This window comes from Qipengyuania sp. ASV99, from assembly GCF_047872805.1.
GTDB lineage: Bacteria > Pseudomonadota > Alphaproteobacteria > Sphingomonadales > Sphingomonadaceae > Erythrobacter.
The window spans coordinates 560,640-584,075 of the sequence record NZ_JBLQUK010000001.1 but is presented as its reverse complement, the minus strand read 5'-3'; the positions used below and the strand labels follow the sequence as shown (position 1 = coordinate 584,075).

Below are 23,436 nucleotides of genomic sequence, written 5' to 3'. Positions count from 1 at the left end.
GATTTCGACATGAAACTTTGCAGACAAGAAAACAAGCTACCCCATGATCTTTCAATCAAGGACCAATGTGATGACCCTCTCCCTTCCCCGCACTGGCCGTTTCACCGTTCTTGCACTTGCCTTGGTTTACACCGGGCTAAGCTTTGGTGTTGCGACCTCCACCACTCCGCTCGCCGCGCAAAGCGGTGCTTATTACACGGCCACTCTGGCCCAGCCCGCCGCCGACGACCGTGCGGTCGCAGGCGGCGTTGCCTGGGCGTGTCAGGACACAACCTGCGTCGCCAATAAAGGCTCGTCGCGCCCTTCGCGCATCTGCCGCGGTCTGGCTCGTGAATTTGGCGAAGTCACCAGCTTCATAGCCAATGGCGAAGCGCTGACCGAAGAAGATCTGGCGCGTTGCAACGGCAATTGACCTGACGGCAGGCGGGATCCCGATTTCCCCAGCCGCCTGCCCCATCCACTCGCCTGCATCTCTCCACGCGGGCGAGGCTTATCACCCCCGGCGCAGCCCGTTCCCCAACGCTGCGACCGGGGGTGTTTTTATGGAAGATAGCCCGAAGCGCGCAATTGCCCCTGCAACGTCTGCGCATCGGAAAACAGATGCGCGTCCCACCCGCGCGCGCGCGCGGCGGAAATATTGGCGGGATTATCATCGGTAAAGAACAGCGCACCGCCCGGCCTGCCGCTGCGCGCTTCGGTGATGGCATAGATACTCGGATCAGGCTTGGCGACGCGTTCTGCCCCGGACACGATGATGTCATCGAACAGATCGAAAATCGCGTGCTCCCGGCGAAACTGGACAAACAATTCCTCACCGAAATTGGTCAGGCAGAAAAGCGGCACCCCGCGATCATGCAATTGCCGGACGATTTCATGCACCCCTTCGACCGGCCCCGGCACCGTTTCATTGAACCGCGCCGCATAGGCTGCGATCCTGAGCGCCTGATCTGGATATTGCGCGATACGCGCGGGCAGCATGTCGGCCAGAGGCGCACCGCGATCATGCTGAAAATGCCATTCTTCGGTGACGACATGGGTCAGGAACCAATCGAGTTCCTGTGCATCGTCAATGATTTTCTCAAACAGCGCGCTCAGCTGCCAGTGAAACAGCACCCGGCCGACATCGAAAACCACCGCCTTTTGCACGTCATGCACTCCTCAAACGGCTGCGGCCCGCGCTCCTGTTTGGAGGCGGGCCGCTGCGTTTCATCGATCGCTCTTGCGAGCGACCGGCCAATCAGCTGATCAACCCTGGCGGGCTTTGAACCGGCGGTTGGTCTTGTTGATGACATAGGTGCGCCCGCGACGGCGAATCACGCGGCAATCGCGGTGGCGGTTTTTCAGCGACTTAAGGCTGTTGCGGATCTTCATGTCAGGTTCCTGAGAATAAAATAGGCACCGGAGCGTGTGTCCGATGCCGCAATTTCAAGCCGCGCGCCTACGCGGCGAATCGGCTGACGTCAACCATTTCCCCTTATCTGCGCCAGTTTCCTCTCCCATGTCAGCGCATGGGCGATAATCGTGTCGAGATCATCGTGTCGCGGCTGCCACGGCAGGACCGAGCGGATGCGCGAGGAATCGCAAATCAGCGAATCGGGATCGCCCGCCCGCCGCGCCTCGATCCGGCGGTCGATTGTCATATTGGTCACCCGGTCCACCGCATCGAGCACTTCGCGCACGGAAAACCCGCGCCCATAGCCGCAATTCATGGTCATTGATCGCGCCGGCTGCGCAATCAGCGCCTCCAGCGCCAGCACATGCGCGGCCGCCAGATCGCTGACATGGATGTAATCGCGCACCCCGGTCCCGTCGGGCGTGGCGTAATCGGTACCAAAGATGCTGACAAAATCGCGCATACCGAGCGCGGCCTCCACAGAGACCTTTATCAGATGTGTCGCCCCGGCAGTCGATTGGCCGGTGCGCGCCAGCGGATCAGCACCCGCGACGTTGAAATATCGCAGCGCGCAATAATTCATCGGATGCGCCGCCGCCGTGTCGCCCAGCATCTGTTCGGTCATGAGTTTTGACCAGCCATAGGGATTAATCGGGCGCTGCGGCGTGTCCTCGCTAACCGGAGAAACCTCGGGCAGGCCGTATGTCGCAGCGGTCGAGGAAAAGATGAAATGCGGCACCCCTGCGGTCACCGCCGCCGCGATCAAAGCGCGGCTCTTGGCGGTGTTGTTGTGGTAATATTTGAGCGGGTCGGCAACGCTTTCGGGGACCACGATCGACCCGGCAAAATGCATGACCGCGCGCGTATCTTGTTCGGCAAAGATTCGCGCCAGCAACGCCGCATCCTCGATATCGCCTTCGTAAAGCGGCACATCGTCGGGCACGGCAAAGCGAAATCCGGTAGTCAGATTGTCGATCACCGCAACCGGCCATCCGGCATCGCGCAGCGCCAGCACCGCATGGCTGCCGATATAACCAGCCCCGCCAGTGACAAGGACAGAAGGTTTGAAGCTTTCAGCCGCTTTCAAGTTCTCAGTCATGGCGCGGCGCATATCAGCATTCCCCTGAAAAAGAGTGAAGCCGCCGCCCCCGCATCGCAGTTTTGCACAGAACCATCGGGCGGGTATAAGCTGGCCATGAGAGGATCATCCCTATGTCCATAGCCGCCCATCTGACCCGCGCCGCCGCCTTTGCAATTGGCGCGGCATCCTTGTCCGCTTGCGCAGGCAGTTACACCGGCCCGGTCGAGGTGACCCGGTTCGTGGCAGAGCGCCCGGCGGCGCTGGGCGAAATGCTGGGCCAGGGCACGATCACGCTCGACTTTCCAGAGGAAATGCAAAACCAGACCGCACGCAATGCCTTTGCTGCGGCGATAGCGGATGAGCTTTCAGCGCTTGGCTATACTGTTGTGCTTGATGGATCAGCAGCGGCCGCTCAGCTTGCCACGGTGCGCACCAGCCGCAATCCGCTGGCCTCCGAAGGTTCGCGCGGCCCGGTCAGCGTAGGGGTCGGCGGCAGCACTGGCAGCTATGGCAGCGGTGTGGGGCTGGGCATTGGCATCAATCTGGGCGGCGGGCAGAACGGCCCCACCGTGCTCACCGACCTTGCGGTGCGTATCAGCCTTGTGGGGGGCGAAACCCTTTGGGAAGGCCGCGCGCAGCAACCGGTTTCGCTCCGTTCCCCCTATGCCGATGTGGACGCAAGCGCCCGCACACTGGCCGCCGCCTTGTTCAAGGACTTTCCCGGTGGCAATGGCGAAACCGTCAGCATCGACGTAGACCAGCTTCAGGAATAATCATGACCCAAATCGCCATCGACGCCGCATTCGACAGCGGCAATATCGAAGTGCTGTCGATCTCCGGGCGCAGCGCGCGACTGGCAATCCCGAAAGACCACAATTCCGAATTTTCCCAGTGGTTTCATTTCCGCGTGACCGCCGAGGTGGGCGAAGAAATCGAGCTGAAAATCACCGGGCTTAACGCTACCGCCTATCCTGGCGGCTGGCCCGGTTATGACGCCTGTGTATCGGAAGACCGCGAATATTGGGCGCGCGCTGCCAGCAGCTTTGACAAGGGCGAAGAAAACGGCACACTCACCATCCGCTACTCACCTGCTTCCAACCTCTGCTGGTTCGCCTATTTTGCTCCCTATTCAATGGAACGGCATCATGATCTGGTGGCCGAGGCCGCGGCTTGCGAGGGCGTGGATCTGGTGCGGCTGGGCACGACACTCGACGGCCAGCCGCTCGATCTTCTCGAAATGGGCGAAGGCGACACGCAGGTCTGGCTATATGCCCGGCAGCATCCCGGCGAAACGCAGGCCGAATGGTGGATGGAAGGCGCGCTCGAATGTCTGACCGATCCCAGCGACCCGGTGGCGCGCGCGCTGCGTCAGCGCTGCCGCCTGCATATCGTGCCCAATTGCAACCCCGATGGATCGCGGCGCGGGCATATCCGCACCAATGCGGTCGGCACCAATCTCAACCGCGAATGGAACGGCCCAAGCGCCGAAAAATCCCCTGAAGTACTCGCCATCCGCGCCAGGATGGACGAAACCGGGGTCGATTACGCAATGGATGTTCACGGTGATGAGGCGATCCCGGCGGTGTTTCTGGCCGGATATGAAGGCATCCCCAGCTGGACTGATGAGCATGGCGAAAAGTTCTATCGCTATCAGCGCATCCTCGACCGGCGCACACCTGATTTCCAGACCAAGCAGGGCTATCCCAAATCTCCAGCGGGCAAGGCCAATCTGGGCATCAGCACCAATCTGGTCGCGGAGCGTTACGGTGCCTGCGCGATGACGTTGGAGATGCCCTATAAGGACCTTGCCGATTTTCCTGAGCCAGAACAGGGCTGGTCGCCGGAGCGCTGCAAGCTGCTGGCGCGAGATTGTCTGGCGGCGCTGGTTGAATGGCTGGACGGTCCAGAGGCATAAGCGACGCGATTGGCGGGTTACATGAATTTACCCCGATTCGCCCGAGAGGCTGTGATATAAGGCTGCAAAGAAGGGAGACCGGACATGCAGCGATCATTTGGCGTTACCGAACGCAGGGCGGTGCTTACCGGGCTTGGCGCGGGCGCTGCGGTGATGTTGATGCCAGCCGGTTTGCACGCACAGGGCCGCGGACTGGGCCTGTCCTCCATTCTAGGACGCGCCAGCGACGCGGCGCTGGACAAGCTCGCGCAGCCCGGCGCATTTTACGGCGACGAAAGCATCCGCATCGGTCTGCCGATTGTCGGCAATCTTGGCGGGCGCAGCGGCGGGCTGCTGGGTTCGCTGATGACTGCGGGCGACCGGCTGGGCGTGCTTGGCGGGATCACCCGTTCGATCAACGATGCGGCCGGAGTGGCCGCGGGCGAGGCCAAGCCGATTTTCCGTGATGCAATCGGAAATCTGTCGTTCACTGACGCACCCGCGATCATCCGCGAAGAGGATGGCGGCACGCAATATCTGCGGCGTTCAGCCAATGACCGCCTGCATGCGCGGCTGGAACCGCTGATCGACCGCGCGCTGGATCGGGCCGGGGTCTACCGCCAGTTTGACGGTTTGGCAGAGCGGCACAGTTTCATCCGCAACGCCGGGCTGAGCCGCCAAAGCATCAACCGTTCGGTCACCGATCAGGGGCTAGACGGGATTTTCGCCTATATCGGCAATGAAGAACGGACGTTTCGCAGCGACCCGGTCGGCAACCTAGGCGGCGTGCTAGGCGATTTGCTGGGCAATCAGTGAAGATGCGCCGGGCCGAACGCATGCGGCAGCAGCGCTGACAGTGTCATCCGCCGCACCTCAATTGTCCCGACGCAGAGGATCAACGGGTCGGTTGCACCCAAGGCTGCGAGCTCGTTCAGCACCTGACGGCACCGCCCGCATGGCGTAATCGGAGCGCCGTCCCCCTTACCCTCCGGCCCGATCACGGCAACCGCCACCAGCCCCCCGCGCCGCCCTTCGCCCAGCGCCTTCGATACGGCATTGGTTTCTGCACACAGCGACAGGCCGTAGCTGGCGTTTTCGACATTCGCGCCGGTGATAATCGCGCCGTCTTCGAACAGCAGCGCGGCACCAACTGGGTAATCGGAATAGGGGGCATAGGCTTGCACAGCTGCCTTTCGCGCAGCGGCGATCAGTTCGGCTTCGTGTTGCTGTTCCATCAAACCCACTCCGTTCGTCCCGAGCCATGCGGCGGGCCGCAAATTCATTTCTGCACCACCACCCATTCGATTGGCGCTTGCGACGCCTCGCTTACCAACTGGCTGTTGGCGCTCCATAACAGCCATGGCCGCCCGGCGTAATCGGGCCTTGCCCGGTCCCCGACCAGCCACAGGTCGCGCGCGGTGCTGCGCGCAGTGTGGTGACGCGCTTCAAACTCGCGGCCCAGTTGCAGGATCACCGGCTTTCCGGCGTGAATCTCTATCTGGTTGACCAAAGTCATCAATTCGCTTTCGACCGCTGCGTCGCTAACCTCGGGATCGCATCCCGGCGCGGTCTGCTGCAGTGCAACCGCCGGCGGCAACAAATCGGCGCTGCGCGGCACCATTCGGGTAAAGCGCGCAGATTGATCGTCGGCGCGCAGGCAGGGATCGAACGGCAGGACCACCCCCACTTTCAGACCCGATGCACGCGCCGCCGAAAGCCTTGCGGCAAAGCCCGGATCGGGCGCAGCGCCGGGTCCAGCAAGTTCGAGATAAACAAATTCAGCGCCGATTGCGCGGAGCGTTTCAAACCGCGTGCCAGGTGCGCCGCTGGCGATCACCGCCCCTTGTTCCGGATAAAGCGCCGCATCCGGACGCCAACTGCGCATGTCCCACCACAGCCACGCGGCAAAACCCAGCGCGATCAGCACCGCCAGCGCCCCGCCCCGGATCAGCCAAGTGCCAAGGGCACTGCCCCGCTTCCGGCTGATTTTCCGGCTCCGGCTGGAACGCGCCATGCCCCTGCCTTACCCTTTGATATGCAGAACGCAGATCAGCGTGAACAGCCGCCGCGCGGTGGCGAAATCGGTTTCGACCTTGCCTTCGAGCCGTTCCACCAACAGTTCCGCCGCGTCATTGTGGATGCCTCTGCGGGCCATGTCGATGGTTTCAATCTCGGCCGGGGTTGCCTTGCGAATGGCCTGATAATAACTGTCGCAAATGGCGAAATATTCACGGATCGGGCGGCGAAAACGCGCCAGTCCGATCAGCAGGCTTTCCAGCGCGCCTTCGTCCTTGTCAGCAATATCCATCGCCAGCCGTCCATCGCGCACCGCCAAATGCAACCGATACGGCCCCTTTGCCCCGCGTTCTGCGCTGCGCACAGGTTTGAAGGTGTTGTCCTCGATCAGGTCATAGATGGCGACCCGGCGTTCCTGTTCGACATCGGCGTTGCGCCACAGAATCGTCTCCTCATCGAGCGATATGTGAGCGATGCGATGCGTATCCTGCAGCGGATTCGCGGAATCGGGAGGGACAATGGCCATGACGCACACAGCCTTCGCAGATCATATAGGCTTTCTTCAAGCATTTCGGTGCGCGGATCGTCCGGCAATCCCCGCAATCCACAGCGCGAACCGCCAAAATGAAAATATATTCCGCCGCGCAGACCTTGCAAGCACCGGGGACAAGGGCGCATCAGGACGGGATGGCCGAAACCAGACCCCTCACACTTATCGACAGCGATTCCAACACTGAACGCAAACTCCCTTTCAATCTTGAAGCGGAGGCCGCGTTCCTTGGGGCGGTGCTGATCGACAATCGCGTGATCGAGGAATTGCAGACCCCGATCCAGCCGCAGCATTTCTTTGAACCGCTGCATGAACGGATCTACACCCGCATCCTGGCTCTGATTGAACGCAATGCGACCGCCTCTCCGGTGACGCTGCGACCGCATTTCGAAGCGGATGAGGCGTTGAAGGAGCTGGGCGGCCCCAAATATCTGGCGCAGTTGACCGCCAATGGAGCAGGCCTTCTGGCCCCGCGCGAATTGGCGCAGCAGATTTACGATCTCGCCCTGCTGCGCGAGTTGGTCAGCGTTGGGCGCGGGCTGGTCGAAGGGGCGCTGGACACGTCCGAACAAACCGACCCGATGGAGCGTATTTCGCAGGCCGAGGCCGATTTGTTCCGGGTCGCAGAGGGTGCATCGACCGGAAAGGACGCTTCCACTTTCCGCGATGCGTCGATGATGGCGATCAAGATGGTCGAGGCTGCGATGAATTCGGGCGGCGGGCTGTCGGGCAAGACCACCGGGCTGGAAACAATCGACCAGAAAACCGCTGGCCTGCACGATTCCGACCTGATTATCCTCGCCGGGCGGCCGGGCATGGGCAAGACCTCGCTCGCCACCAACATCGCTTTCAATTGCGCCGAGGAGCATTTGAAGTGGATGCAGGACGGGGGCGAACATCAATATGGCGCGCCCACCGCATTTTTCAGCCTCGAAATGAGCGCCGATCAGTTGGCGACGCGTATTCTGGCCGAACAGTCGGAGGTTTCATCGGAGGCCTTGCGCAGCGGCAAATTGTCGCGCGACGATTTTCAGAAGCTCAGCTTTGCCAGTCAGCGGCTGGCCGAATTGCCGCTGTATATCGACGATACGCCCGCGCTTACGATTGGCGCGCTGCGCACCCGTGCGCGGCGGCTCAAACGGCGGCACGGCATCGGGCTGATCGTAGTCGATTACCTGCAATTGCTGCAAGGATCGGGGCGCGCCAATGACAACCGCGTCAATGAGATTTCCGAAATCAGCCGCGGATTGAAAACTTTGGCAAAAGAGCTGAGCTGCCCGGTCATCGCGCTGTCCCAGCTCAGCCGCGCGGTCGAACAACGCGATGACAAACGCCCGATGCTGTCGGACCTGCGCGAATCCGGGTCAATCGAGCAGGACGCCGACATGGTCTGGTTCATTTTCCGTTCGGACTATTACCATCTGCTGGTCAAACCCGACACGCCCGACAGTTCTTCATCGACCGAGGCGACCGAGAAATACCGCGAATGGGAAACCAAATATGAAGAGCTGGTGGGCAAGGCGACGCTGATCGTCGCCAAACAGCGCCACGGTTCAACCGGTAATGTGCCGCTGCATTTCCAGAGCGAGATCACCAAATTCACCTCGCCCAATATGCGCGATTATTCGAGCTATGGGATCGACGGATAAATGCAGGATCAGCGCGATGCCTGCCGCGCAAACCGGTAATCGAGCAGGCTGATCGCGTAAAAGAACCGCCAGCGCATCCGGTCAAGGAGGCTGGTGTTGCGGCGATACCATTGCAGGTCCACCGGAGCGCTCGCCGCCTGCAAATGGTCCAGAAATTCGCGCAAGCGATCGGCCAGCGCTGCGTCTTCGACCCGCACCATCAGTTCGATGTTGATCCTGATCGACCGGCGATCAAGATTGGCACTGCCGAAATAGCTTTTGTCGTCCAAGACCAGCAACTTCATATGCAGCTTGCACGGCTGAAACTCGTAGACCTTTGCCCCGCTGCGCAGCAGGCGCCTGTAGAACATCCGGGCCAGTTCGATGGTGGCTGGCAGATCGGATTTCCCTGCCGCAATCAGGCGCACATCGCCGCGTTTCGCGGTCCGGGCAAGCAGCCGCCGGATGCTGAGCGGGGGACCGAAATAGGCCGTCGCCAGATCGACCCTGGCCGCGCGCGTCAGATCTTTCTTGAACCGATAGCTCCAGTGACTGCGGCGAACCAATGGGCCGCCCAGCAGCAATTGCACCGGCCCATCGCCCGGATCCCATTGTCTGATCATCCGGCGCACGCGGCGAAATTGCGAGCCGGAGGTTCGCGTCCAATTCGCCAGCAGCGCAAACCACTCGGTGAAACTTTCCGCCACCTTTCCGTCGATGCCGACACCCAGATCGCACCAGCCATTATCTTGCGGCGGGTCATAATAATGATCCGAGACGTTCGAACCGCCAGTCATCACCCGCGCGTTGTCGGCAATCACGAATTTCTGGTGATTGCGGATGAGGTAACGCACGCCCCAACTGGCCGAGAATATCGCGAACTGCCCCCCCGCCTGTTGCAGCGGCTGAAAGAATTCCGCGGAAGCATCGCTGCCGAAATCGTCAATGATCAAATGCACGCGGACCCCGCGGCGCGCAGCCTCGATCAATGCATCAAGCACTTGTCGGCCGGATCGATCATCCTGAAACATATAATAAAACATATCGAGAGAGCGTTCAGCCCCCGCGATATGCTCGATCAGCGCCGCCAGCCGGTCGGCCCCAGCGGGATGAAATGTAAAGGTGTGGCCGCAGGCGCTTACCTGGAAACTCTCGTGATCCACGTAATCGCATGTCTGGTTCGATGATGGATCGGGGGTCTGATTGTTGGGCACAGCAGAGTGAATGCACTGCAAGCGACTGGGTTGCAATTCCTTGACTCTGGCGCTGTGCCGCCCTAGCTGCGCTATCCCTTCCCAAATCCAGATTTCAAAGAGGCCGATATGGCACGCGTTACCGTTGAAGATTGCGTCGATAAGGTTCCCAACCGGTTCGACCTCGTCCTGCTTGCCGCTCAGCGTGCGCGTGAAATCTCGGGCGGCAGCGAACTGACCGTTGACCGCGACCGCGACAAGAACCCGGTCGTGGCGCTGCGTGAAATCGCCGAACAGACCGTGCGGCCCAAGGAATTGCACGAATCGCTCGTCACCAGCCTGCAGAAAATCCTGCCCGACGATGAAGACGACGCCGATGAAATCGGTTCGCTCAGTCAGTCGGCCGAAGCGCTGCGGATCACCGCCAGTGCGCCCGCGCGCTCGACTTCAATCGGCGGCGATTACGAAGGATAGGCCCCGTTTGCGCAGCGGGCATTGCGCTGCACCTGTCCCGAATTGAGAAGGCCGCCAGTTTGGCGGCCTTTTTCGTTGTTGCGGTGTATGATCGGGCGCGGCATGACCGTAATATAACGCGCGCGGCAGGGCGCTTGCCTTTGCCCTGCAAGAGGATAATTAAGCAGCTGTAACCAAAACGTCACAATTGGGCTATCAATCCCTACAGGAGAGCGTTTCAGCATCATGGCTTCAATTGCAGTCTACAGCGTCAAGGGCGGGGTCGGCAAAACCACCTTTGCTGTCAATCTGGCGTGGTGCGCAGCCAATATTTCGCGCCGCGAAACGCTGATCTGGGACCTTGATGCTGCCAATGGCTCAGGCTTTCTGCTTGGCGTGGACCCCAAGAAGAAACGCACCGCCGAAAGTGTGTTCGATCAGGCCCGCGACCCCGCCAAGCTTATTGAGAAGACGGGATTTTCCGGGCTTCATCTGCTGCCCGCCGATGAAAGCATCCGAACGCTCGACCGGCAGTTTGACCGGATCGGCAAGAAGAAACGGCTGGCGGGTCTGGTGGAGCAATTGGGCAAGGATTTCGACCGCATCATTTTCGATTGCCCGCCGGTGCTCAACGAAGTGAGTGCACAGGTGATGCGCGCCGCCGACCTTGTGATCGTCCCCCTGCCGCCTTCACCCCTATCCACCCGCGCGTTTGAAACCGTGGTCGAAGAGGTGCGCGGCGCAGGCAAGGGGCATCCGCCAATCCTGCCGGTGATGTCGATGGTGGACATGCGCCGGACGCTGCACCGGCAAGCGCGCGAGGCCAATCCGACCTGGCCCGTCGTTCCGCTGGCGAGCGCGATTGAGCAATGCGCGGTGGAACGCAAGCCCGTGGGTGCCTTTGCCCCGCGTTCCCCGGCCGCGCGTGCCTTTGCGCAATTGTGGACCGCAATCGAACGCAAGCTTGCCGCTGGCTGATATTGGCAATCGCCATCCGCGGGCTATAGTGCTGCGAAGCGCGAAGGGGGCGCGGCCGCGATGAGCGACATTGCCGAAGGAATTGGTGGGGCAATCGAAGGCGTGCTTGCTGGCCGAGCGGTCGAACCTGAAACAAGCGGCGCAGGTTCTCTCGCGGTTGGCAGCGATGCCAATCAGAAAACCTGCCGCAATTGCAGTGCTCATGTGACCGCCTCATATTGCCCTGAATGCGGGCAAAAGGCCCATGTCCACCGCACGCTTTCGGCGATCTTACATGATCTCATTCACGGGGTGCTGCATCTGGACGGAAAGTTCTGGCTGACCCTGCCGATGCTGATCTTCAAGCCGGGGCAGCTTACTCGCCGCTATATCGAAGGCGAACGCGCCAAATTCGTCAGCCCGATGGCGATGTTCCTGTTCAGCGTGTTTGCGATGTTTGCCGTGTTCCAGATGGTCGGCATCGGCGTTCCCACCGAGCTAAACGCCAATCCAGCAATCTCGCAGACCGTCCAGACTGCCCGCGCGGCCGCCGAAGCCGACGCCACAGCCCTGCGCGACGAGTTATCGGAATTGCCGCCCGGAGACCCCCGGCGACAATCTATTGCACAAGAACTTCGCGTTGTAGAGCAAGGGATCGATGGCCTTTCGAAAGTCGACCTGATGCAATTCGGCGACAATGGCAGAGTTACATTTGACGGGACTGGCATCGATTGGCTGGACGAGGGGATTGTCAAGAAATGGACCGAAAATCCAAGCTTGATGCTCTATAAGCTTCAATCCAACGGTTATAAGTTCAGCTGGCTTTTGATACCGCTTTCGGTGCCATTTGTTTGGCTGATATTTGCATGGAAGCGCCGCTTTAAGGCCTACGATCACGCCATCTTTGTGACCTATTCGCTGTCGTTTATGTCGCTCCTTTTCATTCTGGTTTCATTGATTGGAACCAGCGCGCTTGGAGGGGGCTGGGCTTTCTCGATCCTTGCGACTTTGGCCCCGCTGCATGTCTATAGACACCTCAAGAGCGCCTATAATCTAGGATGGTTCTCAACCCTTTGGCGATTTCTGGCGCTGCTGGTTTTCATTGTGACCGTGTTAGGGCTGTTCCTGCAGGCGCTGCTGCTGCTGGGTGCGTTCTGACACCAACGAAAACGGGCGCGCGGATTGTCTCCGCACGCCCGCTTGATTGCATAGACTGAACGATCAGGCGCCTTGCGGAGCCTCTCCGCCTTTGCCGCCAAACCGCTTGCCCGCCTTGGGGATTGACGATCCTTGCGCCGGAATCACCGCGCCCTTGCCGCGCGGTTCGTCGAGGCGGTTGATCTTGCCATCCTTCATCAGCTGGTCGATCTCTTCGCCCGAGAGGGTTTCATATTCGAGCAGCGCCTGAGCCAGCAGATGCAGCTTGTCCTCTTGCTCGGTAAGGATATCGGTGGCGCGTTTCAGCCCGCCTTCGACCAGTTCCCTGATCTCCGAATCGATCAGCTTGTTGGTGTCAGCTCCGGCCATCGTGCGCGCGGTCTGACCCATGCCCAGATAACCTTCCTGGCTCGCTTCATATTGCAGCGGGCCCAGCTTTTCCGACATGCCCCATTTGGTCACCATATTGCGCGCCAGATCGGTCGCATATTGGATATCGCTGGAGGCTCCGCTCGACACTTTGTCATGGCCAAAGATGATGTCCTCGGCCACGCGCCCGCCCATGGCTACCGCCAGATTGGCGTGCATCTTGTCGCGGTGATACGAATAGCTGTCGCGTTCGGGCAGGCGCATCACCATGCCCAAGGCGCGGCCGCGCGGGATGATCGTCGCCTTGTGAATCGGGTCGGAGGCCGGTTCGTTGATGCTGACGAGCGCGTGCCCTGCCTCGTGATAGGCGGTCATCTTTTTCTCATCATCGGTCATGACCATGCTGCGGCGTTCGGCGCCCATCATGACCTTGTCCTTGGCGTCCTCGAATTCCTGCATCGCCACCAGCCGCTTGTTGCGGCGCGCGGCCAGCAGAGCGGCTTCGTTGACGAGGTTGGCGAGATCCGCGCCAGAGAAACCCGGCGTGCCGCGCGCAATAGTGCGCGGGTTGACGTCGGGGGCCAGCGGCACTTTCTTCATGTGCACGCCAAGGATTTTCTCGCGCCCTTCGATATCGGGGATCGGCACCACCACCTGACGGTCAAACCGGCCCGGACGCAGCAGCGCGGGGTCAAGCACGTCGGGACGGTTGGTGGCGGCGATGATGATGATGCCTTCGTTGGCTTCAAACCCATCCATCTCAACCAGCAACTGGTTCAGCGTCTGTTCGCGTTCATCGTTGGAATTGCCCAGCCCATGCCCGCGCGAACGGCCCACGGCGTCGATTTCGTCGATGAAGACGATACAGGGCGAGTTCTTTTTCGCCTGTTCAAACATGTCGCGCACCCGGCTTGCGCCGACGCCAACGAACATTTCGACGAAATCCGAACCGGAAATGGTAAAGAACGGCACGCCTGCTTCGCCCGCGATTGCGCGCGCCAGCAGCGTCTTGCCCGTGCCGGGCGATCCGACCAGCAACGCACCTTTGGGAATTTGCCCGCCAAGCTTGGAAAAGCGCGACGGGTCCTTCAGAAATTCGACGATCTCTTCCAGTTCCTCGCGCGCTTCGTCAATTCCGGCAACGTCGTCAAAGGTGACGCGGCCCGAACGTTCGGTCAGCAGCTTGGCCTTGGATTTACCAAAGCCCATCGCGCCGCCGCCGCCGCCTTTCTGCATCTGTCGCAGCGCAAAGAAGGCAATGCCCAGGATCAGGATAAACGGCAGCGACTGCAGCAGGATATACAGCAACACATTGGGCTGCTCGCGTTCCTTGCCGGTAAACTTGACGTTGTTCTCTTCAAGCAGCGCGGTCAGCTGATTGTCCGAAGGGATCGGAATGGTCGAGAAATTCTCATTGTTGTTGAGTGTGCCGGTGATCAGATCTTCACCCAGCTGCACTTCGCGCACGGCGCCTGCAGCGACCTGATCGCGGAAATCCGAATAATTGATCTGCGTGCCCGCAGGTTGGCTCGCGCCGCCGAACATGGACACAACCAGCAGCAGCGCCAGAAAGATGCCGCCCCAGATCATCAATTGTTTGACCCAAGGGTTCTGCCCTTCGGGGGGCTGCTCGTTGGGGTCGTTTTGATCGCTCATGCGTCGGAATCCTTTCTCAGCCTTAGCAATGTAGGATCACACGGGTGAATGGCAAGATAATGCGCGTCTTGCCGCTTCACGCTAATTTTTGCACAGGGTGATGCAGATTATTGTTCAGCGCTGCTCTGATGATCCGGGAGATATCCGGGGGCGTAGGCTTTCAGGAACACATCAACCGCCCCGGCGATGCGCCGCGCGTTTTCACTTTCGGATGGAAGCACGCCAAACCGCCGCTCAAGATCGCCCATCCCTTTGGCCATTGCGACAAATTGCTCCGCGGCAAGCTGAGGGTCGGGGATGCTCAACTCGCCGGCGGCGCTGGCATGGGCGAGCCATGCGCTGAAGGCGGCCTTCATCCGCCACGGTCCCGCTTCAAGGAATGCGCGCCCAATGGCCAGGTCATGCTCAGTCTCTGCCGCAATGCGGCGTTCAAACTGGATCATCTGCGGGCGCGAAAGAAACGCGAACATCGCCTCGCCAACGACGATCAGCCGCTGCCTGATTGTCCCTGCCACCATTGTGTCGAGGCTGAAAACCCCGCGCATCCGTTCACATTCATGCCCAACCGCAGCGCTGAACAGCGCCCGCTTGTCCCCGAAATGATTGTAGATCGTGACCTTTGAAACCCCGGCATCGGCAGCCACCTGTTCGATCGAGGTCGCAGCAAACCCGTCATCGAAGAACCTCCGTGAAGCCGCTTCGACGATCCGATTGCGCTTGGCGTGATCGGATGGTCGGCCAGGTCGCTTTTTGTCGGCGCTGCTTTTCACTTTGGCTGGAACCTGTTTCACTTTTGTCGCTTGACCAAATGAACGGCATCGTTCATTTAAACGGCGTCGTTCATTATTGCTCTGATTCCTCCCCCGCCGCAACCCCCTCCTCGCCCGCTTTCGACAAAGGTTCGCACCGCATGCTTTGGATTGCCATCCGGATGCTCACGGGGGACAGACAGAAATTCTATGGCCTGTTGTTCGGCATTGCCTTCTCGACCCTGCTCATCACGCAGCAGCTGACGATCTTCGTCAATCTGATCGAACGCGGCGCAAGCGGGGTTTACAATGCGCCCGAGGCTGAAATCTGGGTGATGGACCCGGTTAGCCGCACCACCGAAGTCAATTATGCCATGCCCTCAACCGCGCTGGACGAAGTGCGCTCTGTTCCCGGTGTCGAATGGGCGGTGCCGCATTTGCGCGCGGCGGCCTCGGTGCGCACCCGCACCGGCGACCTCGAAGGGGTGGCGATCATCGGCGTTGACGATGCGACGCTGATCGGCCTGCCCGAACGGCTGATCGAAGGGCGCAAATCGGTGCTGTTGCGGCCCGACACGGTCATCATCGACGATGGCGGGGTCGGAAACCTGTTTGAAAACGGCGATGAACCCATCGGTCAACGGCTGGAACTGAACGATCAACGCGCGGTCATTCGCGGCGTGGCGGATTCGATCCCCGCCTTTACCAGCCAGGTCGTGCTCTACACCAAATACAGTCAGGCGCTGAATTACGTGCCGGGCACGCGCAACCGGCTGACCTTCGTGCTCGCCGGGGCCAGCGACGGATTAAGCGCGAAAGAAGTCGCCACCCGGATCGAGGAACGCACCGGGCTGAAAGCGCAAACGCGCGACGAATTTGCGCGCGCAGGCGTCGATTTCATCGTCCAGAACACCGGCATCCCGACCAATTTCGGTATCACGGTTGTGCTTGGTTTCGTGGTCGGCGTGGCGATTGTCGGCCTGACGTTCAGCCTTTTCATCCGCGACAATATCAAACAATTCGGCGCGCTAAAAGCGATTGGCGTGACCAATGCCAAAATCGTCGGCATGGTCGCGGTGCAGGCTGGGCTGGTTGGATTTGTCGGCTATTCCTTGGGCGTGCTTGGCACGGTGCTGTTCCTCTGGAGCTTTTCAGGCAATCCGTTTTTCAAAGGGTTCTATATCCCCTGGCAAATCCCGCTCATCAGCTTGGGCGCGGTGATCGTCATTCTGGCTATCACCGGCTGGCTGGCGCTGCGCAGCGTGTTGAGCACAGAACCCGCCTCGGTGTTCAGGTGAGCGCGGCCGACATGGACCTGCCCCGCGCCGTGTGCGCCGGAGAGCCTGCGATCTGCGCGCGCGGCATCACTCGCGATTTCACCGCAGGCCAATCGACAATCCGGGTGCTGCACGGGATCGACACCGATGTTCAGCCAGGCGAGATGACCTATGTCGTTGGCGAAAGCGGATCGGGTAAAACCACGCTGATTTCGATCATGTGCGGAATATTGTGGCCCACGGACGGCGAAGTGACGGTGTTCGGCACCGACATATACAGCCTTTCGGATAGCGAATTGGTCAATTTCCGGCTCAAGAACATTGGCTTCATTTTCCAGCAGTACAATCTGATCCCTTCCATCGACGCCGCCGCCAATGCCGCCGTGCCGTTGATCGCGCAGGGCATGGCGGTCGAGCCTGCGCGTCAAAGGGCGATCGCACTGATGGAAAAGCTCAATATTGGCGATCAGGCGAACAAGCTGCCCAATCAGCTTTCCGGTGGTCAGCAACAGCGCGTCGCGATTGCCCGCGCGCTGGTGCATGAACCGCGTCTGGTGGTGTGCGATGAACCCACCGCCGCGCTGGACGCGAGTTCGGGCCGGCGGGTGATGGATTTGCTGCGCGAGGTTGCGGTCGCGCCCGATCGCGCCTGCATCATCGTGACACATGACAACCGCATTTTTGATCTCGCCGACCGCATTCTGGTGCTCGAAGACGGACGCATCACCCATGACGGCACCGATATGCCCAGCGATCACTGACCTCTTGCCGCCGCCAATTGCCCATAGAAAGTCCTGAGAAGACCATGCCCCTCTTGCCTTCCAACATCAGCTTTTCGCGCCAGATCCTGCCCATTCTCGCGGTGGTCGGTATTGCGGGCGCAGCCTATTACATTGCTGGCGACCTGCCCGACCGGGAAATCACGGAGCCTCAAAACCAGCCGCCCAAGGCGACTGGGGCGCTGGCCAATGCGGCGCGCGTAGCGGGGTCAGGGATTGTTGAACCCGCCAGCGAAGTGATCGACATCGGTTCGGCGCTTTCGGGATTGGTCACCGATCTGCGGGTCGCGCCGGGTGATCGGGTGGAAAAAGGACAGGTGCTGTTCCGCGTCGATGACCGCGCCGCCCGCGCTGCCCGCGCCGAGGCAGAGGCCGCGATCCGCGAAGCCCGCGCCGCCATCGCAGAGGCGCAGACCGCGCAGTCCACCGCGCAGCAGCAATTGGCGCTATACCAAAGCCTGTCCGATCCCGCCGCGGTCAGCCGCGCCGAAGTGATCCGCGCCGAAGGTGACGCGCGCACCGCAACCAGCCGCCTGCAATCCGCCCGCGCCCGGCTGGGTGCCGCGCAGGCGCGGGCATCAAGTGCGCAAACCGAAATTGAGCGGCTGAGCGTGCGCGCACCCATCGCGGGAGAGATTCTGGCGGTGAACATCCGTCCCGGCGAATTCGTCGCCACGCAAGGCGGCGGCGGCAACCTCCCGTTTATCCAGATGGGCGAGACCAACCCTCTGCATATCCGCGTCGATATTGATGAAAACGAGGCGGTGCGCGTCAAACTGGGCGCATCTGCTATCGTCTCCCCACGCGGCGCGGCCGAGATCCAGGTTGAGGCCGCGTTTGTCCGCGCAGAACCGCAAGTCGTGCCCAAACGCTCGCTCACCAACAGCGCGGCAGAGCGGGTTGATGTGCGGGTGCTGCAATTGATCTATGCCCTGCCGCAAACCGAAGCGAGCGCGGTCTTCCGGGTCGGGCAGCAGATCGACGCCTTTATCCCTGCCACCGAAAGCGCAGCCGATGCCGGGAAGTAAGCCAGCCTTGCCGCTGACCGCCCGGCTGCTGGCATTGGGCCTGTCGGCGGCGCTTGCCGCCTGTGCGGGCGGGCCGTCGCCCGAGGTTGCGACCCCAACACCCGTTCTGCCAGAGGCGTTTTTCTACCAGCCCAGCGGCGGCGAGGCGGCGGCGCTGGATGCGTTGTTGCCAACCGATGATGCAGCGTTTCTTGAACTGGCCGGGGCGGCGCTGGACGAAGCGCCCAGTCTCGCCGAAGCCTTGGCGCGGATCGATGCCGCGCGCGCGGGCGCACGGCGGGCGGGCGCAGAGCGGCTGCCCAGCCTGAGCGCTGACGGTTCTGTCACCGGCAACCGGATCAACCCCAACCAGTTTGGCGATGGCGCGGCGCAAGGCGGTTTTATCGACACTGAGCAAGTCTCCTATGGTGCCAATCTCACCGCCAGTTGGGATGCGGATTTGTTCGGGCGGTTGCGCGCGCAGGAACGCGCAGCAATGGCGCGGATCGATGCCGCCAGCGCATCGGCAGCGGCAGTGCGGATCGCCTTGCTTGCCGAAATCGCCGCCAGCGTCACCGATTGGCGCGTTCTTGAAGCGCGTAGCAGCGCTATTGAAAGCGATGTGATCGCTGCACGGCAACTTGCCTCGCTCGCTGCGGTGCGTGAACAGGCCGGAATCGCGCCGGGTTTTGACCGGGTGCGCGCAGAGGCTGCCGCCAGCGCCTCACGCTCGCGCCTCGCAGCACTGGAGGGCGAAAAGGTGCGGATTGCCGGGCGCTTGATTACGCTGACCGGGCAAAGCGGCGCGGTGGTCAACGCGGCTTTGGCGCAAGGCGGCCCGGCGTTCGCGCCGCGCCCTGCCCCGGCCAGCTTGCCGTCAGAATTGCTCACCAACCGTCCCGATGTCGCAGCCGCTGCGGCGCAGCTTGCCGCCAGCGATGCCGACCTTGCCGCTGCGGCCCGCGCGCGTTTCCCGCGGCTGACATTGTCGGCAGTTGTGGGGCTGCTTGCCTTTGATCCGGGCGATTTATTCGACGAGGATTCGCTAATCGGCACACTCAGCGCCGGAATTGCCGGTCCGCTGGTCGATTTTGGCCGGTTGGAGGCCGAAATTGACGGCGCTGCGGCCAACAAAAGGGTTGCATTTCAGGCCTATCGCGGCGCGGTCTTTCAGGCGCTGGGTGATGCCGAGGCGGCCTATGGCACGCTCGCCGCATCCGATAATGAAGCCGTGCTCGCCGCGCTAGAACGCGATCAATTGGAACGCGCGGCGAGCCTTGCCAATGACCGTTACCGTGCAGGCCTTGCCAGCTTTCTCGAAGTGCTCGATGCGCGCCGCGCCGCCGATGCCAGCGGCGAACGCGCAGCGGCCGCAATTGGCCGGGCGGAGCGCGCGCGCATTCTGCTATGGCAGGCGTTGGGCGGGGAACCCAGCAGGGAAGATTAGCCGATCACCCGCTCGATCAGCCAGAAACTCCCGGTGATCCCGATCGCATAAGTTGCGAAGCGCAGCACCGGAGTTTCAGCCTTGGGAACGGCGCGCGTCAACACCTTCAGCAACCCGGCAAGCGCGGCGATCACCAGCAATTGTCCGGCCTCCACACCAAGGTTGAATGCCAGCAAGGCACTCACAATTTCGCCCTGCGGCAAGCCGATCTCGGCCAGCGCCCCGGCGAATCCGAAACCGTGAAACAGCCCGAATGCAAACGCCACCGCCCACGGGAAGCGCCGCGTGAAGGTGCGCCGTTCGGGCGAGCGCAACACCACCGCCACCTCGACTGCCAGAAACACGATGGACAGCGCAATCAGCGCCTCGACCGGGCGGCTCGGCAAACCTGCATAGCCAAGCGTCGTTGCCACCAGAGTGATCGAATGCGCCACGGTAAAGGCGGTGGCGGCCTTTACCACTGCCCACGGCGCGCGCACCAACAGCACCAGCGCGATCACGAACAACAGGTGATCCCAGCCAAACACAATGTGCTCCGCCCCGATCACGAAGTAATCGCGCAGCACCTGGCCAGTGTCCGGCTCTGCGAGAACCTGGGCAGTCGGCGCATCTGCAGTCAGGCGAAAGGTCTGCGTGGGTCGGTCCAGCGGTATGAGGCGCGCGATTGCATCGGCACTTCCGAGCAATTCGCTCAGCCCGAATGTCTGCCCGGCAAGGTCACCGGTGCAGCGCAATTGCTGACGGCCCTGCAAGGCGAGCGCGGCGGCCCGCTGAACGGGTTCGCCAACCGCCTCGCACACTTGAGGAAACACCGGCCGCGCCACTGGAGCGGCGCTTTGCGCGCGGGTCGCGGCAACTGGCAGCTTCCATTCGAGCACCCATTCGTCAACCTCGCGCTCGCTCAATTCGATGACTGCGGGGCGCAGTTCATCGGCGCTGAGCGGGGCCGCGATCAGCGCGAGGATGATCGCCAGCAGATACCGAAGGGTCAGCTTCACTGGTCAATCTCGACCCGGTAGGCGCTGCGCAACACGTCAAACGCCCGCTGCTTGCGATCCGCGATTTGGGCGCTGCGCCAGTCATTCTCGACCCGGCTCCGTATGGCTTCGAATTCAGGCTCGGCGCTGCGCCGGTCGCGCAGCCTTACCAGATGCCAGCCGAAACCGGATGGCACCGGCCCTTGCCACCTTTCCGAAGGGGCGAGTTCAGCCAAGGCGCGCGCAAACTGCTCTCCTAAGCGGTTCTGCACATCGCGCATGCTTGACCCGTCCACGCTGGGCGGCAGGCTGATCGGTTCACCGCTCGGCGCAGCCCGCGTCCCGGCCTCGCCAAGCGCTGCGCGCGCGCGGGCTTCATCGGCAAAATAGACCTGATCGAAGGACACCAGCGCCGCACCTGTGTATTTTTCGCGGTTCGCCTCAAAATAGGTCCGTAGCGCCGCCTCACCGGCCTGCGCGATTTCGGCGGCGGCGCTGGCGGACAGGTCCATCTTGGCGACCATGCGTTGACGCACGACGGCATCATCCTGATCCAGCCCCAGCCGCAAGGCTTCGCGGTAGAGCACTTCGTCGCGGACATAGCGGTCGATTCGTGCGTCCAGTTCGGCATCGGTCGGAGCGCGGCCCATTACCTGCTCGAAACCCAGCGCAAGCTGCGCCTGCTGCTCAGCATCGACGGAGATCACGCGCGAGGCGGGATCAACCGGCGTCCCGCCCCAGGTGAGCGCAAAGTAAACGATCGCGCCGAGCCCGAGAAAATGAACCAGCGGCTCGCGCGTCCAACCTGGCAGTGTCACGAACCCTCGGCACTCTTTCGCTTGACCCAGATTGGCGAAGTGTAGGCGCGTTCCTGCGCTACGGCATTTTCCATCGCTTCGCCCGTCAGTTCAAAGCCGAACCTGACCGCATCGAACAAGGGCCAGCGCGGGGTCGGGATTTCGAGCACGCGGACATAATAGAACGCGCTGGTCCCCGGCGTGTAATCGGGATCGGTCCAGGTCGTGCGCAATTCAGCCGCGCCGATAGAATTGGTATAGGTCGCGTCATCGCGGTTGACCGTATCGCCCACCGGGGTCAGCCCAGTCGCAGTGCGCCGGCGGCTGTCCATGTCGCTCCAGACCACATCGTAAACTCGTTCCTGCGTTTCGCCGGAGCTGTCGATCCAGCCTTTCACCACTTGCACCCGGTCCAGATTGGCACCGTCGGGGTCTTTCAGCGCGCTGATAAGGAAACTGGGCGCTTTGCCCTGATCGGCCAGTTCGCCGCCCATCGGCACCCCGCGTGTATAGCCCGCGCGGACCCAGTCACCGTCCCAATCCTGCGGGGTAAAGTCGAACCCGCCAAACACCCGCACGCTCATGCGAGGACCGGTGGTGGCGTAGACCTCGCGCCGGGCAAAGGCATCGAAGATTTCCGCGCGCGTGTTCCCCCGCGCCCATGCCGCCGCATAGCCGCCCGCAAGGTAATGCCAGCCAAACCGGCCCTGCCGAGTGCCCAGGTTTTGCGGCTGCATCGCACGACCCTGATAGGACGGTTCGTTGCCGGTGTGCTTGCCCCAGAAATTGTCTTCGTCGCCAGTGGCCAGCGCGGTGTGACTGTCGGTCGCGCCGATCATGCCAAAGGCATAAGGATTCACGCCAAGCTGCTGTTCGAGCGATAGACCGCGCAGCAAGGCCGAACGGGCATAGGACCCTGCAAACATCTCCGGTTCGGATTTGGCGGTGAGCGGAAGATTGCCAAGTTCCCAGCCCGCAACACCGAAACCAGCCATTTCGTCATTGGGCGACAGAAAGGGATGCGTTTCGCTATCGCCCTTGATCTGGGTAACCTCGATAACCGGTTCCGCAGCAGCGCGTTTCGCCGCATATTCTGCTGTCATGGGCGATCCATCGGGCATGGCCATTTCAAACATCAATCCGTTGGACACATTCGAATTGTGCGGAATTGCCAGAGCATTGCCGCCGGTCGCTGCCTCATAGGCGGCCATGTAGTCCCACAATTGCTCCGCCGCTGTGTTGATGCCGGGGAATGGCAAGGTCTGGCTTGTGCGATCGCTGCCATCGCGGAACATCACCACCCGGTGCAGATTGTTGCCGTCGGGCATGGCTGTCCATTCGAACCCAGCAAAAGCAGTAAATGTGCCCGGTTCATTATAACGGTCGAGCAGACCGAGCTGGGTGCTCCAGATGTCCTGTGTGCCCTCACGCGCGGTTTCAGGATCGCTGAAAGATTCGGGCAATGTGCCATTTGCCGCTGCCGTAATCAGTTCCGCAATTGCCCGCTGCGAGCCCTCAGGCCCTTCATGCATCATGTCGTACCAGCGCAGCACCGTCTCATCGCCGATCACCCATTCGACATACCAACGCGGCGCATCATACAGGCGTCGGGTCGCGCCTAGGCCGTCGGAATGGTCGGCGATGACAAGGAAATCGAGCGGCCGGGCGAGCTGCGCCTGCGCGCCGGTGGTGGCGGTCACTTCTTCACCGCGCGCGAACCGCAGCGCGTCTTCCGGGCCAAGCCGAACGCCAAATCCAAACGCATCGATGGAATTGTCGGTGTGGAGATGGGTGTCGCCCCAATAGGGCCGGTCAGGAAACTCGGCGAGTTCAACGGTGTCGGTGCCATCGCCGCTTTGCGCGGCGCTGGGCGCTGGTTCAGAACTGCAGCCGCCAAGCACCCCTGCCGTGCCAGTCGCCAAAACCAACCATGCGGCGCTTTTCGTCCACGTCCTGCGCACGGCTTTCTCCCCCTATGTCGTTTTCGCCTTACTCATCGGTAAGTTTGCGCTGACAGGTCCGCACCCGTCAAGCCGCGATGTTTTTAACAGCCCC

24 protein-coding genes are annotated in these 23,436 nt (G+C 61.5%); 12 read left to right on the top strand and 12 right to left on the bottom strand.

Features of this window, described 5'->3' with window-relative positions; translation table 11 throughout:
* The first annotated feature begins 70 nt into the window (after positions 1-70).
* Complete coding sequence (locus ACM64M_RS02925) at positions 71-412, top strand: CC_3452 family protein (protein WP_416227132.1); 342 nt, start codon at positions 71-73, stop codon at positions 410-412.
* A 128-nt stretch (positions 413-540) separates the two neighbouring features.
* Here ACM64M_RS02925 and ACM64M_RS02920 read toward each other — a convergent pair whose 3' ends face one another.
* The 3 genes from ACM64M_RS02920 to galE all read right to left on the bottom strand — a co-directional run bounded on the left by ACM64M_RS02920 (position 541) and on the right by galE (position 2,492).
* Complete coding sequence (locus ACM64M_RS02920; protein WP_416227131.1) at positions 541-1,146, bottom strand: HAD family hydrolase; 606 nt, start codon at positions 1,144-1,146, stop codon at positions 541-543.
* Between the two features lie 99 nt (positions 1,147-1,245).
* Positions 1,246-1,371 (bottom strand): type B 50S ribosomal protein L36, encoded by a 126-nt coding sequence (gene ykgO / locus ACM64M_RS02915; protein ID WP_007165381.1) that lies wholly within the window; start codon positions 1,369-1,371, stop codon positions 1,246-1,248.
* Between the two features lie 89 nt (positions 1,372-1,460).
* Entirely contained in the window at positions 1,461-2,492 is a 1,032-nt protein-coding gene (gene galE, locus ACM64M_RS02910) for a UDP-glucose 4-epimerase GalE (RefSeq protein WP_416227130.1), read from the bottom strand.
* Between the two features lie 113 nt (positions 2,493-2,605).
* On the opposite strand from galE, the gene ACM64M_RS02905 reads away from it, so the two are divergent.
* The 3 genes from ACM64M_RS02905 to ACM64M_RS02895 all read left to right on the top strand — a co-directional run bounded on the left by ACM64M_RS02905 (position 2,606) and on the right by ACM64M_RS02895 (position 5,184).
* Positions 2,606-3,247, top strand: a complete 642-nt coding sequence (locus ACM64M_RS02905; RefSeq protein ID WP_416227129.1) for a hypothetical protein — start codon at positions 2,606-2,608, stop codon at positions 3,245-3,247.
* Positions 3,248-3,249: 2 nt separating this feature from the next.
* Positions 3,250-4,389 (top strand): M14-type cytosolic carboxypeptidase, encoded by a 1,140-nt coding sequence (locus ACM64M_RS02900; RefSeq protein ID WP_416227128.1) that lies wholly within the window; start codon positions 3,250-3,252, stop codon positions 4,387-4,389.
* An 84-nt stretch (positions 4,390-4,473) separates the two neighbouring features.
* Complete coding sequence (locus ACM64M_RS02895) at positions 4,474-5,184, top strand: DUF4197 domain-containing protein (protein WP_416227127.1); 711 nt, start codon at positions 4,474-4,476, stop codon at positions 5,182-5,184.
* On the opposite strand, the gene ACM64M_RS02890 is transcribed toward ACM64M_RS02895, so the two are convergent.
* From ACM64M_RS02890 to ACM64M_RS02880, 3 genes are read right to left on the bottom strand one after another with little or no spacing between them, the layout of a single operon-like run.
* Positions 5,178-5,603 carry a cytidine deaminase gene (locus ACM64M_RS02890; protein WP_416227356.1) on the bottom strand — a complete coding sequence of 142 codons (426 nt, stop codon included), beginning with the start codon at positions 5,601-5,603 and terminating at the stop codon, positions 5,178-5,180. The two genes, ACM64M_RS02895 and ACM64M_RS02890, sit on opposite strands and share 7 nt — an antisense overlap.
* Positions 5,604-5,647: 44 nt before the next feature.
* Positions 5,648-6,382 (bottom strand): glycoside hydrolase family 25 protein, encoded by a 735-nt coding sequence (locus tag ACM64M_RS02885; protein ID WP_416227126.1) that lies wholly within the window; start codon positions 6,380-6,382, stop codon positions 5,648-5,650.
* Positions 6,383-6,391: 9 nt separating this feature from the next.
* Positions 6,392-6,910 (bottom strand): UPF0262 family protein, encoded by a 519-nt coding sequence (locus tag ACM64M_RS02880; RefSeq protein ID WP_416227125.1) that lies wholly within the window; start codon positions 6,908-6,910, stop codon positions 6,392-6,394.
* Between the two features lie 161 nt (positions 6,911-7,071).
* Between ACM64M_RS02880 and ACM64M_RS02875 the strand changes: the two genes are divergently transcribed.
* A complete protein-coding gene (locus ACM64M_RS02875; RefSeq protein WP_416227355.1) occupies positions 7,072-8,583 on the top strand; it encodes a replicative DNA helicase in 1,512 nt (503 codons plus the stop codon).
* 8 nt (positions 8,584-8,591) lie between these two features.
* Here ACM64M_RS02875 and ACM64M_RS02870 read toward each other — a convergent pair whose 3' ends face one another.
* Complete coding sequence (locus ACM64M_RS02870; protein WP_416227124.1) at positions 8,592-9,776, bottom strand: phospholipase D-like domain-containing protein; 1,185 nt, start codon at positions 9,774-9,776, stop codon at positions 8,592-8,594.
* A gap of 108 nt (positions 9,777-9,884) precedes the next feature.
* Here ACM64M_RS02870 and rpoZ point away from each other — a divergent pair, with 108 nt between their 5' ends.
* From rpoZ to ACM64M_RS02855, 3 genes are all read left to right on the top strand, one after another.
* Positions 9,885-10,229: a DNA-directed RNA polymerase subunit omega gene (rpoZ, locus tag ACM64M_RS02865; protein ID WP_416227123.1), complete on the top strand. Its 345-nt coding sequence runs from the start codon at positions 9,885-9,887 to the stop codon at positions 10,227-10,229.
* A 225-nt stretch (positions 10,230-10,454) separates the two neighbouring features.
* Entirely contained in the window at positions 10,455-11,186 is a 732-nt protein-coding gene (locus tag ACM64M_RS02860) for a ParA family protein (protein ID WP_416227122.1), read from the top strand.
* Between the two features lie 60 nt (positions 11,187-11,246).
* The gene (locus tag ACM64M_RS02855; RefSeq protein WP_416227121.1) at positions 11,247-12,323 is read left to right on the top strand and encodes a DUF3667 domain-containing protein; all 1,077 of its coding nucleotides are present in this window, start codon (positions 11,247-11,249) and stop codon (positions 12,321-12,323) included.
* Positions 12,324-12,386: 63 nt separating this feature from the next.
* Here the strand turns inward: ACM64M_RS02855 and ftsH are convergent, their stop codons facing one another.
* Together ftsH and ACM64M_RS02845 are read right to left on the bottom strand one after the other, a co-directional pair.
* Complete coding sequence (gene ftsH, locus ACM64M_RS02850; protein ID WP_416227120.1) at positions 12,387-14,348, bottom strand: ATP-dependent zinc metalloprotease FtsH; 1,962 nt, start codon at positions 14,346-14,348, stop codon at positions 12,387-12,389.
* Between the two features lie 107 nt (positions 14,349-14,455).
* Positions 14,456-15,139, bottom strand: coding sequence for a TetR/AcrR family transcriptional regulator (locus ACM64M_RS02845; protein WP_416227119.1), 684 nt, complete (start codon positions 15,137-15,139; stop codon positions 14,456-14,458).
* Positions 15,140-15,258: 119 nt separating this feature from the next.
* Here ACM64M_RS02845 and ACM64M_RS02840 point away from each other — a divergent pair, with 119 nt between their 5' ends.
* The 4 genes from ACM64M_RS02840 to ACM64M_RS02825 are packed head-to-tail and all read left to right on the top strand — an operon-like array spanning position 15,259 to position 19,607.
* Positions 15,259-16,395 (top strand): ABC transporter permease, encoded by a 1,137-nt coding sequence (locus ACM64M_RS02840; RefSeq protein ID WP_416227118.1) that lies wholly within the window; start codon positions 15,259-15,261, stop codon positions 16,393-16,395.
* Positions 16,392-17,135, top strand: a complete 744-nt coding sequence (locus ACM64M_RS02835; protein ID WP_416227117.1) for an ABC transporter ATP-binding protein — start codon at positions 16,392-16,394, stop codon at positions 17,133-17,135. Before ACM64M_RS02840 ends, ACM64M_RS02835 begins: the two co-directional genes overlap by 4 nt.
* Before the next feature lie 44 nt (positions 17,136-17,179).
* Complete coding sequence (locus tag ACM64M_RS02830; protein ID WP_416227116.1) at positions 17,180-18,181, top strand: biotin/lipoyl-binding protein; 1,002 nt, start codon at positions 17,180-17,182, stop codon at positions 18,179-18,181.
* A 7-nt stretch (positions 18,182-18,188) separates the two neighbouring features.
* Complete coding sequence (locus ACM64M_RS02825; RefSeq protein WP_416227115.1) at positions 18,189-19,607, top strand: efflux transporter outer membrane subunit; 1,419 nt, start codon at positions 18,189-18,191, stop codon at positions 19,605-19,607.
* On the opposite strand, the gene ACM64M_RS02820 is transcribed toward ACM64M_RS02825, so the two are convergent.
* The 3 genes from ACM64M_RS02820 to ACM64M_RS02810 are packed head-to-tail and all read right to left on the bottom strand — an operon-like array spanning position 19,604 to position 23,342.
* On the bottom strand, positions 19,604-20,605 hold the full coding sequence (locus ACM64M_RS02820; RefSeq protein ID WP_416227114.1) for a HupE/UreJ family protein: 1,002 nt from the start codon (positions 20,603-20,605) through the stop codon (positions 19,604-19,606). The genes ACM64M_RS02825 and ACM64M_RS02820 overlap by 4 nt on opposite strands.
* On the bottom strand, positions 20,602-21,402 hold the full coding sequence (locus ACM64M_RS02815; RefSeq protein WP_416227113.1) for a peptidyl-prolyl cis-trans isomerase: 801 nt from the start codon (positions 21,400-21,402) through the stop codon (positions 20,602-20,604). Before ACM64M_RS02815 ends, ACM64M_RS02820 begins: the two co-directional genes overlap by 4 nt.
* Complete coding sequence (locus tag ACM64M_RS02810) at positions 21,399-23,342, bottom strand: DUF3604 domain-containing protein (RefSeq protein WP_416227112.1); 1,944 nt, start codon at positions 23,340-23,342, stop codon at positions 21,399-21,401. Before ACM64M_RS02810 ends, ACM64M_RS02815 begins: the two co-directional genes overlap by 4 nt.
* Between the last annotated feature and the right edge of the window lie 94 nt (positions 23,343-23,436).

Coding starts and splice junctions, on each gene's coding strand:
- ACM64M_RS02925 (WP_416227132.1), top strand. CDS start 71: ATGACCCTCTCCCTTCCCCGCACTGGCCGTTTCACCGTTCTTGCACTT.
- ykgO (WP_007165381.1), bottom strand. CDS start 1,371: ATGAAGATCCGCAACAGCCTTAAGTCGCTGAAAAACCGCCACCGCGAT.
- galE (WP_416227130.1), bottom strand. CDS start 2,492: ATGACTGAGAACTTGAAAGCGGCTGAAAGCTTCAAACCTTCTGTCCTT.
- ACM64M_RS02905 (WP_416227129.1), top strand. CDS start 2,606: ATGTCCATAGCCGCCCATCTGACCCGCGCCGCCGCCTTTGCAATTGGC.
- ACM64M_RS02900 (WP_416227128.1), top strand. CDS start 3,250: ATGACCCAAATCGCCATCGACGCCGCATTCGACAGCGGCAATATCGAA.
- ACM64M_RS02895 (WP_416227127.1), top strand. CDS start 4,474: ATGCAGCGATCATTTGGCGTTACCGAACGCAGGGCGGTGCTTACCGGG.
- ACM64M_RS02890 (WP_416227356.1), bottom strand. CDS start 5,603: ATGGAACAGCAACACGAAGCCGAACTGATCGCCGCTGCGCGAAAGGCA.
- ACM64M_RS02885 (WP_416227126.1), bottom strand. CDS start 6,382: ATGGCGCGTTCCAGCCGGAGCCGGAAAATCAGCCGGAAGCGGGGCAGT.
- ACM64M_RS02880 (WP_416227125.1), bottom strand. CDS start 6,910: ATGGCCATTGTCCCTCCCGATTCCGCGAATCCGCTGCAGGATACGCAT.
- ACM64M_RS02875 (WP_416227355.1), top strand. CDS start 7,072: ATGGCCGAAACCAGACCCCTCACACTTATCGACAGCGATTCCAACACT.
- rpoZ (WP_416227123.1), top strand. CDS start 9,885: ATGGCACGCGTTACCGTTGAAGATTGCGTCGATAAGGTTCCCAACCGG.
- ACM64M_RS02860 (WP_416227122.1), top strand. CDS start 10,455: ATGGCTTCAATTGCAGTCTACAGCGTCAAGGGCGGGGTCGGCAAAACC.
- ACM64M_RS02855 (WP_416227121.1), top strand. CDS start 11,247: ATGAGCGACATTGCCGAAGGAATTGGTGGGGCAATCGAAGGCGTGCTT.
- ftsH (WP_416227120.1), bottom strand. CDS start 14,348: ATGAGCGATCAAAACGACCCCAACGAGCAGCCCCCCGAAGGGCAGAAC.
- ACM64M_RS02840 (WP_416227118.1), top strand. CDS start 15,259: ATGCTTTGGATTGCCATCCGGATGCTCACGGGGGACAGACAGAAATTC.
- ACM64M_RS02830 (WP_416227116.1), top strand. CDS start 17,180: ATGCCCCTCTTGCCTTCCAACATCAGCTTTTCGCGCCAGATCCTGCCC.